Here is a 13,391-nt window from a genome sequence, read left to right as displayed (position 1 = left end):
CGAGATCGAATCGAGAAGGAAGAGGTCCATGGACGAGCGGCAGGAAGAAGCGCAGTTCGCGGTGGTGGTCAACCACGAGGAGCAGTACTCGATCTGGCCGTCGGGCCGAGAGATGCCCGAAGGCTGGAAGCACGCCGGACACCAGGGCCCGAAGGACGCGTGCCTCGCCCACATCAAGGAGGTGTGGACCGACATGCGTCCGCTGAGCCTCCGCCTGAAGATGGAGAACGAGAACACCCGATGACGACGCTTGTCCGGCCGCTCGTCCACAGGCCCCACGCGACCATGCGGCTGCTGTGCCTGCCCTACGCCGGAGGCGGAGCCTCGGCGTACCGCGGGTGGGCCGCCGAACTGCCCGCCGACATCGAGCTGTGGGCGGTCCAACCGCCCGGCCGGGAGGACCGGGTCCTGACCCCGCCGATCGACCGCATGGACGACCTGCTCAACGCCCTGGTCCCCGCCGTGGTCCCGCATCTGGACCGCCCCTTCGCCCTGTTCGGACACAGCATGGGGGCCGTGGTGGCGTGGGAGCTGGCCCGGGCGCTGCAACAGCTCGAAGTCGGCTCGCCGGTGCGGCTGTTCGTCTCGGGGTGCGTGCCGCCGCAGATCAGGGACGTGCCGGAACCGCCGCTGCACACGCTCTCCGACGGGGAACTCGGCGACCGGCTCAGGGAGTGGGGCGCGACCCCGGAGGCCGTGCTGGCCGATCCGGAGCTGATGGCGCTGTTCCTCCCGGTCATACGCGCGGACCTCGCCGTGGTCGAGAACCACGTGTACCGCGCCGCACCCCTGCTCACCTGCCCCGTCTCGGCGTTCGGAGGCGTCGACGACGGTGATGTGGGCGATGCCGTGCTGGCGCGGTGGAGCGAGACGACGACCGGGCCGTCGGACTGCCGCATGTTTCCCGGAGACCACTTCTTCCTGCACTCGGCACGCACGGCTGTCCTCGAGGACATCACCGACCGGCTCGGTGCGGTCACGTCCTACGGAAAGGGTGGAACGGCATGACCCCGCAGCACGGGACCGTCCCGCAGAGCGACACGCACACCCCGTCGGTGACGGACGTCGTCACCTCCGTGTGGGCGTCCGTGTTGCGCATCGAGACGCCGGATCCGGACGCGAACTTCTTCGCTCTCGGGGGCAATTCCCTGCAGGGTGCGCGGATGGTCGGCCGGCTGCGCGAGGAACTGGGCATCCGCATACCGCTCAGCGCCCTTTTCGAGAGCCAGACGGCCGCCGAACTGGCCGCCAGGATCGAGGATCTGCGCGAGGACGCGCCGCGGACCGGCACCACGGTCCCGCCGTTCGCGGAGCGGACGGGCGAGACCTTCCATGCACCGGCCTCCTTCGCCCAGCAGCGCCTGTGGGTCGAGGAGCACATCCTGGGACCCAGTTCCCGCTACAACGTCCCCGCCGCGGTCGAGATCGAGGGCGACCTCGACGTCGCGGCCCTGCGCCTGGCCCTCCAGACGCTGGTCGACCGGCATGAGGTGTTCCGCACCTCCGTCCGTGCCGTCGGCGGCGTGCCCCAGCAGGTCGTCGAGGCCGCGCTGGAGCTGCCGCTGACGATCGTCGACCTCCGGGACGAGGCGGAGGAGCAGCGTGAGCAGATCCTTCTCGACCGCCTCGGCGCGTCGGCGCGGCGGCCGTTCGACGTCGAGCGGGGGCCGTTGCTGCGGGCCGAGCTCCACCGACTGGACGACCAGTGGCACGTCCTGCTCGTCACCATGCACCACGCCATCACCGACATCCACTCCTTCGAACTCGCCGTCTCGGAGCTGCTGGAGCTGTACTCGGCGGCCGCCAAGGGCACGGTGCCGCCGGCCGACCCGCCGGCCCTGCAGTACGCCGACTTCGCCGCCTGGCAGCGGCGCACCGTCGGCGACGCCGCGTTCGACGCGCAACTCGCCTACTGGAAGGAGTGTCTGCGCGGCCCCCTCCCGGTGCTCGACCTGCCCACGGACCTGGCGCCGCAGGCCTCCCCGAGCGGCCGGGGCGCGACCGTCGCCCTGGAGCTGCCGCGGGCCGTCTCACGCCGTGTCCGCGAACTGGCCCGGCAGAACGACGCCACCCCCTTCATGACCGTGATGACCTTCGTCGCGGCACTGCTGCACCGCTACAGCGGCCAGACGGACATCGTGGTGGGCACCCCCAGCGCCAACCGGGACCTGCCCGAGCTCGAAGGCATGCTCGGCTACTTCCTGAACACGCTCGCCGTGCGCTGCGACCTGTCGGGCGACCCCACGGTGCTCGATCTGCTCGGTGACGTGCGCGAGCGATCGCTGGGCGCCTACGCGCACCAGGACGTTCCGTTCGAGCGGGTCGTCAACGCCGTGGCCACCGACCGCTCCGGGCTGCAGTCGCTGTTCCGGGTCATGCTCGCCTTCCAGCAGGAACTGCCGTCCGTGCAGCTGCCCGGCCTCACGGTCACCGACGTCGACCTGGACCGCAACGCCGCCAAGTTCGACCTGGTGTTCTCGGTGACCGAGACCGAGTTCACCTACCGGGTGGCGCTGGAGTACAACACCGACCTCTTCGTCGAGGACACGGCGTGGCGGATCCTCGAGCACTTCCGCTCGCTCGCCGCCGACGCGGTCGCCGCGCCCACGAAGCGGGTCTCCGGCCTCCGGATCCTCCCGGACGACGAGCGCCGGCAGATCGAGTCCTGGTCGGCGGCCCGCTGCGGGCCGTACCCGACGGACACCTTCCTCCACCACATGTTCGAGGAGCAGGCGCGCAGGACTCCCGACGCGGTGGCGATCGAGAGCGGGGACGCCCGGATCGGCTACCGCGAGCTCGACCGGCGCGCGGACCTGCTGGCCGCCGCACTCACCGCCCGCGGCGTCACCACGGACCACCTCGTCGGGCTGTGCGCGCAGCCCTCGGCGGACCTCCTGGTCGGCATCCTCGGCATCCTCAAGGCCGGGGCGGCCTATGTGCCGATCGACCCCCTCGCCCCCGTGGACCGCATGAGCCACCTGGTCGAGGACAGCGGACTGCGGGTGCTGGTGACGACCGCGGGACTGCACCCCCAACTGCCCGGGGCCGCGCTCAAGGGCGTCGACGTGGTGCACGCCGAGGCCGTGGGCCCGCGCGGCGGGGACGACGACACCGCACCGGCCGCCGAGGACCGGCGCCCCGGCCGGGCGCTGGACCCCGCCCAGCTCGTCTACCTCATGTACACCTCCGGAACCACCGGCAGGCCCAAGGGCGTCGGACTGCCGCACACGGCCGTCACCCCCTGGATGCGGTGGGCGCAGGACATCCGGCCCATCGGCGAGGGCACCCGGGTCGTGCACAACCTCTCGTACCACTTCGACTGGTCCGTCGAGCAGATGTTCCACGCGCTGACCAGCGGCGCCTGCCTGGTCATGCTGCCCCTGGACGTGCGGGCCGACCCCGGGGCCACCGCCCGGTTCATCAACGAGCAGGCGATCGACATGCTCTACCTCACCCCCACGCAGATGCGGGCGCTCGCCGGCGTGGGCGTCACCATGCCGACCCTGCGGCACGTCTCCCTGGGCGGCGAGAACCTCAGCGGCGACCTGGTCGCCCGTACCCGCGAGGTCGTGTCCCCCGAGTGCCTGATCTGGAACGAGTACGGCCCCACGGAGACCGCGGGCGTGGCGCTCGCCGGTCGCATGGGCCACGAGTCGGAGGACCGCGCCTCCATGCCGCTCGGCGAACTCGTCTCCAACGCCTCCTGCGCCGTCGTCGACCGCTGGGGCAACCAGCAGCCGATAGGCGTCCCCGGCGAGCTCCTGGTCGGTGGGGACGGCGTTGCTCGCGGCTACCGCAACCGGCCGGACCTGACCGCCGAGCGCTTCGCCCCGGACCCCGCCGGGCACGGGCGCCGGCTCTACCGGACGGGGGACATGGTCCGCTGGCTGCCCGGCGGCGAGATGGAGTTCCTCGGCCGGACCGACCACCAGGTCAAGATCCGCGGTGTGCGGGTCGAACTGGAGGAGATCGAATCCGTGCTGCGCGGCCACCCCGGCGTGGCGAACGCGGTGGTGGTCCTGGAGCCCGGCGAACTGCTCGTCGCCTACCTCGTGCCGGCCCCGGACGGCGATCCGGACGACGCGGACCTGCGCAGCCACCTGGCGCCGAAGCTGCCTGCGGTCATGCAGCCCGCCGTGTTCGTCCGGCTGGACTCCATGCCGACCTCGGCCACCGGAAAGGTGGACCGGGCCCGGCTGCCCCGGCCCACCGACCGGCCCCCGGCCGAAGTCGTGGTGGTGCCGCCGAGCACCGAGACCGAGCACGTCGTGGCCGCCGTCTGGAGCGAGGTGTTGAAGCGCGAGGTCGTCGACGTGCACACGACGTTCTTCGAACTGGGCGGTGACTCGCTCACCCTGCTGTCCGTCGTCGAACGGCTGCGCCAGTCCCAGGAGCTGGAGATCCCGGTGCGCGCCGTCGTCGACACGCCGACGATCGCCGGCCTCGCCGCCCGGATCGACACCCTGCGGTGGACCCTGCGGTCCCGTGAGTCGGCCGTCGACACCACCGGTGAGCGCGAGCTGGGTGAGCTGTGACCCCGCAGTCTTCCGAAAGCGTCGTCGATCTCCTGCTCGCCCTGCGCTCGGACGGCATCGCCCTGTGGGCCGAGCACGGGCGACTGCGGTTCGACGCCCCGGCCGGCGCCATGACCCCCGCCCTGCGCGAGAAGCTCGTCGCGCGCAGGACGGAGATCGTGGCGTTCCTGGCCGAGGCCGACCTCGCCGAGCGCAGCGCCGTCCGCATCACCATGACCGACGGAGTGGAACTGGCCGCCGACGTCCACCGCCCCAAGCGCGAGGGCGTGGTGGTCGAGGAACCCCTGCCGGTGGTCTGGTGCCATGAACGCTACCGCCGGGCCGAGTTCGTCAGCGGCGGCGTGCTGACCAAGCTGGACAGCCAGCCCTGGCTCAAGGAGCTCCTGCGCCACGGCTATGTGGTCGTCGTGGTGGACGTACGGGGTGGCGGCGCCTCGGGGGGCACCCGGCCCGTCGAGTTCGACCACCAGGAGGCCCGGGACGCCCATACGGTCACCGAATGGCTCGCCGAGCAGCCCTGGTCCACCGGACGCATCGGCATGTTCGGCATGTCGTACTCCGGGATCAACCAGCTGCTCGCCGCCGGCACCGCGCCGCCGCACCTGGCGGCGATCGTCCCCCAGATGGCGATGTTCGATCTCTACGCGTTCCTGCGTCCCGGCGGCGTCTTCCGAGACGACTTCGCACGCAAGTGGGGCGAGACCGTCCGTCGGCTCGACACGGAGGCGGGCGCGGCCCACCCGGGCGACGCCGACCCCGCCGGCGCCCTGGCCGGACACCGGCTCAACGCCCAGGTGTTCGACCAGGCCGCGGCCCTTCCCTTCCGCGACAGCAGGGACCGGGCGACGGGCCTCGCACCGTACGAGGACGTCAACCCGGCCGCCGCGCTGGCCGACATCAGCGCCTCCGGCGTCCCCGTCTGCCATCTCACCGGCTGGTACGACATCTGGGTCCGCGACACGACGCTCTGGTACCGCAACCTGACCAATCCCCAGCGGATGGTCATCGGCCCGTGGAGCCACAACAAGTGGTCCGACCAGGACATCGCCCGTGAACACCTGCGCTGGTACGACCGCTGGCTCAAGGGCGTCGACAACGGAGTCATGGACGAACGGCCGGTCAGGTACTTCACCATGAGCGCTCCGGCGGGCACCGAGTGGCGCACCGCGAACCGGTGGCCGCCGGACCACGTGCGACCCCGGCCGTTCCACTTCCACGCAGGACCGTCCGGCACCGTCTCCTCCGTCAACGACGGTCTGCTGCTGGCCGCGGAGGCCGGGCCCGCCCCCACCGACGGCGCCGACGCCTATGAGGTCGACTACTCCGCGACGACCGGGACGACCTCCCGCTGGTCCGACGGATACGGGGGCGGCTTCCGCTACGACCTCACGGCGAACGACCGCAGGGCCCTGACGTACACCTCGCCGGTGCTCACCCAGGACCTCGAGGTCACCGGCCACCCCCTGGTGCACCTGTGGGTCACCTCCAGCCACCCGGACGGCGAGTTCTTCGTCTACCTGGAGGAGGTGGACGAGAAGGGCGACTCCCACTACGTGAGCGAGGCGGTGCTCCGTGCCTCGCACCGCCTCCTGGGCGCACCGCCGTACGACGCCATGGGCCTGCCCCACCACCCGGGGACGGCGGACTCGGTCGCACCGCTGCCCGGCGAACCGGTGGAACTGGTGGCCGACATGCACCCGACGTCGAACGTCTTCGCCGCCGGGCGCCGACTGCGGATCAGCATCACCTGCTGCGACCGCGACAACGCCCAGGTTCCCGAGCGGGACCCCGTGCCCGTCGTGCGGATCCACCGCGGCCCCGGCCACCCCTCGCGGGTGGTCCTGCCGGTGGCGCCGCAGCTGTGACGGGCGGACCCCCAGCCCGTGCCGGCGAACCGGGCCTCAGCTCAGACCCGGTCGAGTCCCCCGTAGCGGAAAGTGCCGTCATGAACACGGAATTCGAAGCCCGCCGAGAGGCCGTCGTGCGGGCGTGGCGAGAGACGCTGGAGTCCGGACCCGCCTCGGACGACGAGGACTTCTTCGAGGCCGGAGGCAATTCCATCCTCGCGGTGGAACTCCAGCGCCGACTGACCGCGGCCCTCGGCCACCGGGTGCCCCTGCGCCAACTGCACGACCACCCCACCGTCCGCGGCATCCTCGGACTGCACCCGCCCCGGCAGTCCCGGGCCGCGGAAGCCGAAGCGGCCGGCCCACCCGCCCTGACCCTGTACTGCCTGCCCTATGCCGGCAGCTCCGCCCGGATCTACGAACCGTGGCGGACCGGGCTGCCGTCCTCGGTGGCCGTCACACCGCTGGAGCTGCCGGGCCGTGGAGCCCGCTGGCCCGAGCGCCCCAAGACCGAGCTGGAGCCCCTCCTCGACGACCTCGCCGGGGCGATGGACGCGGCGCGCCACACCCCGTACGCCGTCTTCGGCCACAGCTTCGGAGGCATCCTCGCCTTCGAACTCGTCCGCCATCTGAGCGGCCTGGGATTCCCACCGCCCCGGCGCCTGCTGGTCTCCGGCTGTCCGGCACCGCATCTGGCCACGCCTGCCGAGACCACGTACGACCTCTCGGACGAGGAGTTCACCGAGCGGCTGCGACAGCTGCGCGGCACCCCCGAGGAACTCCTCGACAACGAGGAGCTGTTGGAGCTCTACATCCCGATCATCCGGGCCGACTACACCATCCTCGACCACTACAAGGCACCCGGGGCAGAACCCCTCGACTGCCCCCTCTCGGTGTTCTACGGACGCGGGGACGACGACGCGGGACGCGATGTCACGGAGCCGTGGAGCGCGTACGGCAGCGAGCCCGCGACGATCGAGGAGATCGCCGGAGACCACTTCTTCCTCCGCGACGCCGAGGAGGAACTGCTGACGAAGATGGCACGGCATCTCGGGGCCCCGGCGCCCGGCAATCCGTGACCGGCACACACGAACGGCGATTGCGAAGAGAGAAGCTCATGCCCAACCCCCCTCGCGCCCCGCGGCCCGTCCGCATCGGCGTACAGATCCAGCCGCAGTACTGCTCCTACGCCGAAATCCGCCGCGCCGCCGCCCGGTACGAGGAACTCGGCGTGGACGTGCTGTTCAACTGGGACCACTTCTTCCCCGTCTACGGAGCCGCCGACGGCGAGCACTACGAGTGCTGGACCATGCTCGGCGCCTGGGCCGAGGCGACCTCCAGCGTCGAGATCGGGCCGCTGGTGAGCTGCAACTCCTACCGGAACCCCGATCTGCTCGCCGACATGGCGCGCACCGTCGACCACATCAGCGACGGCCGCCTCGTCCTCGGCATCGGCGCCGGCTGGAACGAGAAGGACTACCAGGAGTACGGCTACGAGTTCGGGACGCCGAAGACCAGGCTCGCGGCCCTGGCCGAGGGACTGGAGCGGATCGAACGACGCTGGCAGCGGCTCAACCCCGCGCCCACCCGGAAGATCCCCGTCCTCGTCGGCGGCAACGGTGAGCAGAAGACCCTTCGGCTGGCCGCGCGGTACGCCGACATCTGGCACGGCTTCGGCGACGCCAAGGAACTGGCGCACAAACACAGCGTCCTCGACGCCTGGTGCCGGGAGATCGGCCGCGACCCGGACGAGATCGAGCGGTCGACCCGGGTGTTCCGGCGCAGCCCGGACGAAGTCGGCCAGGACCTCATGGAGGTGGGCACGCGCTTCATCCAACTCGTCGCCCAGGCACCGCACTTCGACCCGGCCCCCGTCAAGGACTGGCTGGACTTCCGGGACGACATGAACAAGGGCCTCGCCGCGTCCTGAACCAAGATCACGATCTCTTGACACGCCGCGGCGGCTCTAAGAGTATGGCCAGCACGCTGCGGTGGTGTGCGTACGAAGTCCCGCCCGACAGCAGCGCTTTCGGCCGTGTGAGGGTGTCCCTCCCCTCGCAGCGCCCCCCACGCAAAGCCCCCCACGCAATGCCCCCACCGTGACTGCGCGCGCTCCGCGGCGGTCCACGGCGGTCCGCGGCCCAAGGCCCACCCACGTAGCTGGATCACCCCGTATGAGGACGGCCGAGATGACCGAAGGATCCGACCTGCCCACCCACGAGCGCCGGGTTCCCTACACCTACCCCGGGACGCCGGACGTCCGCAGCCCGGCCCGCTATCTGTGGTGGCTGGTCGTGATGCAGCGCGGCCGGATCCTGCTCGGCTCCCTGTGGGGGTCCCTGTGGATGTGCGCGCTGATGCTGCCGCCCTACTTCATGGCCCAAGCCATCGACGACGGCCTCGAACAGCGGGACACGGACACGCTGCTCCGCTGGGTCGTGGCCATCCTGGTGGCCGGCGCGGCCATCGCCTGTCTCGGCATCCTGCGGCACCGCACCATGACCCTCATCCGCACGGACGCGGCCTACCGGACGGCCCAGGTCGTCGTCCGGCAGGTCACCAGGCTCGGCGCCACCCTGCCGAAACGGGTCTCCGTCGGCGAACTCACCCACCTGCAGGCCGGCGACATGGGCCGGATCGCCCAGACGCTCACCATCACCGGCCCCGGAGTCGGCGCGGTCATCGCCTACTCGGCCACCGCCGTCCTGCTGTTCACCATCTCGGCCGTCCTCGCCGGCGTCGTCCTGCTGGGCGTCCCGCTGCTCGCCCTCGCGGTCGGCCCGCTCCTCGAGAAGCTGCACGGCGCCGAGGGCACCTACCGGGAACGCCAGGGCGAACTGACGGCCCGCGCCGGCGACATCGTCTCCGGACTCGGCGTCCTGTGCGGCATCGGCGGCAAGGCCGTCTTCGGCAGGCGGTACCGGGAACGGTCGCAGGCGCTGCTGACCGACGGCTACCGGGTCGCCTCGTTCACCAGCTGGGTCCAGGCGATCGGCGCGTGCCTGCCGGTGATCTTCCTCGCGGCAGTCACCTGGATCAGCGCCAGGATGGCCGCCGCCGGCACGATCACGGTGGGCGAGATGGTCGCCGTGTACGGCTACGTCGCAGCCCTCCTCGTCCCCGTGACGTTCTTCATCGAAGGCGCGGACGACCTGCCCCGCGGTCTCGTCGCCGCCCGACGCGTGATCGACATCCTGGCCCTCGACCCGGAGGTCGAGGACGGGGAGAGCCCGATGGCGGCCCCGGCCGGCCCGGCCGCCCTGCACGATCCGCACTCCGGACTGACGCTGGAACCCGGCCGGATGTCCGCCCTCGTCTCGGCCCGCCTCGACGAGGCACGGGCCGTCGTCGACCGGCTCGGCCGCTACACCGACTCCGACGCCACCTGGGGCGGCACCCGGCTCTCCGACCTCGAACTGACCGAGGTGCGGCGCCGCATCCTGGTCGCCGACAACGACGCGTACCTCTTCGCCGGCGCGGTGCGCTCGGTCGTCTCCGTCCGCGACGACCACACGGCCGACGAACTCGACAGGGCCTTGCGCACCGCCGTGGCCGAGGACATCGTCGAGGCCCTGCCCGACGGCCTCGACTCCCGGATCGATGCCCAGGCCCGCAACGTCTCCGGGGGACAGCGCCAGCGCCTGCGCCTGGTCCGGGCCGTACTCGCCGACCCCGACGTGCTGCTGCTCGTCGAACCGACCTCGGCGCTCGACGCGCACACCGAGGCCACCGTCGCCCAGCGCGTCCTCACGGCCCGCCAGGGCCGCACCACGCTGATGGTCAGCACCTCACCCCTCATCCTCGACCGGGCAGCCCAGGTCTCGTACCTGGTGGACGGCGAGGTGGTCGCCGTCGGCACCCACGGCGAACTGCTCGTCTCCCATCCGGGCTACCGGGACCTCGTGCTCCGGGGCGCCGCCGAGAGCGAACCGGCCGCGCACGCGACGGCCCTTCAGGAAGGAAGCAGCCGATGAGCCGCCCGAACGAGCCATGGCGGCTTCCGGTCGCGGACCGCGCGACCGTACGCCGGGCCGGCCTGGCACTGATCAAGGCCGACTGGCGGTCCATGGCCGTCGTCGTCCTGCTCGCCGGCCTCGCCGCGGTGGCCGGCCTCGCGGGACCGTGGCTGCTCGGCAGGATCGTCAACCGGGTCGAGGCCGGCGACGCCTCCACGTCCGCCATCGACCAGCTGGCCCTCGGCGTACTGGTCTGTGCGGTCGCCCAGCTGGTGCTCACCCGATTCGCCCTCAACCACTCCCACCGGTTCGGCGAGCGCGCACTGGCACGACTTCGGGAGGAGGTCGTGGACCGGGCGCTCGCCCTGCCGGCCCGGGTCGTCGAACAGGCCGGCACCGGCGAGCTGATGACCCGTGCGTCGATGGACGTCGGCACCGTCGCCGGCACCCTGCGCACCGCCATCCCGGACGTCTTCATCGCCACGATGCAGCTGCTGTTCCTCTTCGCCGCCGTCTTCGTGCTGCACCCGCTGCTGGGGCTGTGGGCCCTGGTCGGCATGCCCCTCGTCTGGTGGGCCGCCCGCTGGTACCTCGCCCGGGCCAGGACCGCCTATCTCGCCGAGGGCGAGGCCGCGTCCTCGGTGGCCGAGATCGTCGCCACCACGGCCGAAGGAGCCCGCACGGTCGAGGTCTTCGGCCTGCGCAGCCGCCGTGTCCGCGACGCCGACGGGGCCATCGGGCAGGCGTACGGCGCCGCCCGCCGCACCCTGTTCCTGCGGACCGTGCTCTTCCCCGTCACGGAGTTCGCGCACTCCCTGCCCGTCGCCGTGACGCTGCTGGTCGGCGGCCACGCCTACCTCGACGGCTCGATCAGCCTCGGCGTGGTCGTCACCGGCAGCCTCTACATGTGGCAGCTCGTCGACCCGCTCGACCGCGTGCTGATGTGGATGGAGCAACTGCAGCGCAGCGGCGCGGCGTTCGCCCGGATCAAGGGGATCGGCATGGTCGCCGCCGAGCGGCGCAGCGGCGTGCCCGCACCCGCCGACGACCGCATCGAGGTACGCGCGGTCCACTACTCCTACGTGGACGGCCACGACGTGCTCAAGGACGTGGACCTCACCGTCCGCCCGGGGGAGCGGCTGGCCCTGGTCGGCGCGTCCGGTGCGGGCAAGACCACCCTCGGAAAGCTCCTGTCCGGCGCGGACACCCCGCGCACGGGCAGCGTCGTGGTCGGCGGCGTGCCGGTCGCCGACCTCGCCGCCGCCGACGAACTCGGCAACCGCGTCGTGCTCGTCACCCAGGAACACCACGTGTTCATCGGCAGCCTCCGCGACAACCTGACCATGGCGGCCCCCGAGGCCGACGACGAACGGCTGCTGGAAGCCCTCGCCGTGGTCGGGGCCGACTGGGTCAAGGATCTGCCCGACGGACTCGACACCCAGGTCGGCTCCGGTGGCGAGGAACTGGACGCCGCCCAGGCCCAGCAACTCTCCCTGGCCCGAGTGGAGCTGGCCGACCCGCACACCCTGATCCTCGACGAGGCCACCTCGCTGCTGGATCCCGCGACCGCACGGCACGCCGAACGGGCGATGGCCGCCGTACGGGCCGACCGGACCGTGATCGCCATCGCCCACCGACTGCAGACCGCGCGCGACGCCGACCGCGTCGCCGTCGTGGAGGACGGCCGGATCGTCGAACTCGGCTCGCACGACGAGCTGGTCGCGGCCGGCGGACCGTACGCGGCGCTGTGGCGCTCCTGGCACGGCAGGGGCCCCACCGTCGACGAGGGGCGCGCGGGTTGATCCCCGCCCGTCCTTCCCGCACGACACGTATCGCATCCGGATCCACGAGATCGAGGGGGACGACGCAGTGCCTCAGGACGAGAACAGCCAGGGCGGCGCAGGGGGCACGTACGCACTCGCCTGTATGCGCTGTGACGTCGAACTCGAACCGGCACCGGTGTACCGGTGCCCGGACTGCTCCGGGGCCCTGGAACCGCGCTACCCCCTCCAGGGCGCCGCGCGGCGCGACCACGAGGTCCCCGAGCGGGCGTACTTCGACTTCCTTCCGCTGAGCTCACCGGACTTCCTGGACGACGGCATCACACGCCGTACGCCCTGCCGTCCGGCACCGAGGCTGGGCGCCGCCATCGGAGTGCCCGGACTGTGGACGAAGGACGAGTCGCGACAGCCCACCGGCACCACCAAGGACCGGCTGGCATCGCTCGTCCTGGCCGTGTTCCGGCAGTTCGGGGTCAAGGAGTTCGTGGGGTCGAGCACGGGCAACAGCTCCACCGCGCTGGCCCGAGCGGTCCTGCGGGACCCCGCGATACGCGCCCACTTCTTCTGCGGCGAGGACTTCGTCTCCAACCACGAGGTGCCGGACCACGCCAGAACCACGCTCACCGTGGTCCCGGGCACCTATGTGGGCGCCTCGGCGGCGGCCCGCCGCTTCGCCGTCGAACGGGGGCTGCACCTGGACGCCGGATTCTTCAACTGGGCACGACGTGAAGGGCTCAAGCTGGCCTACCTGGAGGCCGTCGACCAGATGGACCGCACGCCCGACGTGATCGTCCAGGGCATCAGCAGCGGAATGGGGCTGGTGGCAGCCCACAAGGGCATGCGCGAGTACCGGCTGACCGGCGCGATCGACCGGATGCCACGGTTCCTCATGGTCCAGGAGGAGTCCTGCGCGCCCGCCGCCACCGCCTGGCGGGAGGGCCGCCGCGAACTGACCGACACCGACCGGATCGACCGGCCCCAGGGACTGGCCACGGCGATCCTGCTCGGTGACGGCGCCCCGTACTACCCCTATCTGTACGACATCGCGTCGCAGACCGGGGGAGCCATCGTCTCGGCCTCGCGCCAGGAGCTGATCGAGGCCAGGACGATGCTGCGGGAACTGGAGGGCCTCGACGTCTGCTACGCCTCGGCCGCGACGATCGCGGCGGTGCGCAACGAGGCTGCCGCGGGGCGGATCGACCAGGACGCGACCGTCCTCGTCAATCTGACCGGGCGCAGCCGGACGGACGCACCCGCCTGACCGGGGCGCCG

At 71.8% G+C, this 13,391-nt stretch carries 9 protein-coding genes; all 9 read left to right on the top strand.

From position 1 onward, the window contains the following. The first annotated feature begins 28 nt into the window (after positions 1-28). The 9 genes from ACWD4O_RS11195 (at position 29) to ACWD4O_RS11155 (ending at position 13,380) form a co-directional block, all read left to right on the top strand. Positions 29-244: an MbtH family protein gene (locus tag ACWD4O_RS11195; protein WP_358803146.1), complete on the top strand. Its 216-nt coding sequence runs from the start codon at positions 29-31 to the stop codon at positions 242-244. Then, positions 241-1,008: a thioesterase II family protein gene (locus tag ACWD4O_RS11190; RefSeq protein ID WP_451279513.1), complete on the top strand. Its 768-nt coding sequence runs from the start codon at positions 241-243 to the stop codon at positions 1,006-1,008. The genes ACWD4O_RS11195 and ACWD4O_RS11190 overlap by 4 nt, the downstream gene beginning before the upstream one ends. Further along, a complete protein-coding gene (locus ACWD4O_RS11185) occupies positions 1,005-4,535 on the top strand; it encodes a non-ribosomal peptide synthetase (RefSeq protein ID WP_451279512.1) in 3,531 nt (1,176 codons plus the stop codon). The genes ACWD4O_RS11190 and ACWD4O_RS11185 overlap by 4 nt, the downstream gene beginning before the upstream one ends. Beyond that, positions 4,532-6,400, top strand: a complete 1,869-nt coding sequence (locus ACWD4O_RS11180; protein WP_451279511.1) for a CocE/NonD family hydrolase — start codon at positions 4,532-4,534, stop codon at positions 6,398-6,400. The genes ACWD4O_RS11185 and ACWD4O_RS11180 overlap by 4 nt, the downstream gene beginning before the upstream one ends. Positions 6,401-6,480: 80 nt before the next feature. Then, on the top strand, positions 6,481-7,461 hold the full coding sequence (locus ACWD4O_RS11175) for an alpha/beta fold hydrolase (protein ID WP_451279510.1): 981 nt from the start codon (positions 6,481-6,483) through the stop codon (positions 7,459-7,461). Positions 7,462-7,499: 38 nt separating this feature from the next. Next, positions 7,500-8,312, top strand: coding sequence for an LLM class F420-dependent oxidoreductase (locus ACWD4O_RS11170; RefSeq protein WP_451279509.1), 813 nt, complete (start codon positions 7,500-7,502; stop codon positions 8,310-8,312). A gap of 259 nt (positions 8,313-8,571) precedes the next feature. Continuing rightward, the gene (locus ACWD4O_RS11165; protein WP_451279508.1) at positions 8,572-10,356 is read left to right on the top strand and encodes an ABC transporter ATP-binding protein; all 1,785 of its coding nucleotides are present in this window, start codon (positions 8,572-8,574) and stop codon (positions 10,354-10,356) included. Next, the gene (locus tag ACWD4O_RS11160; protein ID WP_451279507.1) at positions 10,353-12,140 is read left to right on the top strand and encodes an ABC transporter ATP-binding protein; all 1,788 of its coding nucleotides are present in this window, start codon (positions 10,353-10,355) and stop codon (positions 12,138-12,140) included. The genes ACWD4O_RS11165 and ACWD4O_RS11160 overlap by 4 nt, the downstream gene beginning before the upstream one ends. Before the next feature lie 67 nt (positions 12,141-12,207). Next, positions 12,208-13,380: a threonine synthase gene (locus ACWD4O_RS11155; RefSeq protein ID WP_451279506.1), complete on the top strand. Its 1,173-nt coding sequence runs from the start codon at positions 12,208-12,210 to the stop codon at positions 13,378-13,380. Positions 13,381-13,391 lie beyond the last annotated feature (11 nt).

It is taken from the genome of Streptomyces sp. NPDC002623, assembly GCF_053592635.1.
Note: the sequence above shows the minus strand (reverse complement) of the source record. Positions and strands in the feature narration are given on the sequence as shown.

Excerpts from the sequence above, each read along its gene's own strand:
- ACWD4O_RS11195 (WP_358803146.1), top strand. The coding sequence starts at position 29 with ATGGACGAGCGGCAGGAAGAAGCGCAGTTCGCGGTGGTGGTCAACCAC.
- ACWD4O_RS11190 (WP_451279513.1), top strand. The coding sequence starts at position 241 with ATGACGACGCTTGTCCGGCCGCTCGTCCACAGGCCCCACGCGACCATG.
- ACWD4O_RS11185 (WP_451279512.1), top strand. The coding sequence starts at position 1,005 with ATGACCCCGCAGCACGGGACCGTCCCGCAGAGCGACACGCACACCCCG.
- ACWD4O_RS11175 (WP_451279510.1), top strand. The coding sequence starts at position 6,481 with ATGAACACGGAATTCGAAGCCCGCCGAGAGGCCGTCGTGCGGGCGTGG.
- ACWD4O_RS11170 (WP_451279509.1), top strand. The coding sequence starts at position 7,500 with ATGCCCAACCCCCCTCGCGCCCCGCGGCCCGTCCGCATCGGCGTACAG.
- ACWD4O_RS11165 (WP_451279508.1), top strand. The coding sequence starts at position 8,572 with ATGACCGAAGGATCCGACCTGCCCACCCACGAGCGCCGGGTTCCCTAC.
- ACWD4O_RS11160 (WP_451279507.1), top strand. The coding sequence starts at position 10,353 with ATGAGCCGCCCGAACGAGCCATGGCGGCTTCCGGTCGCGGACCGCGCG.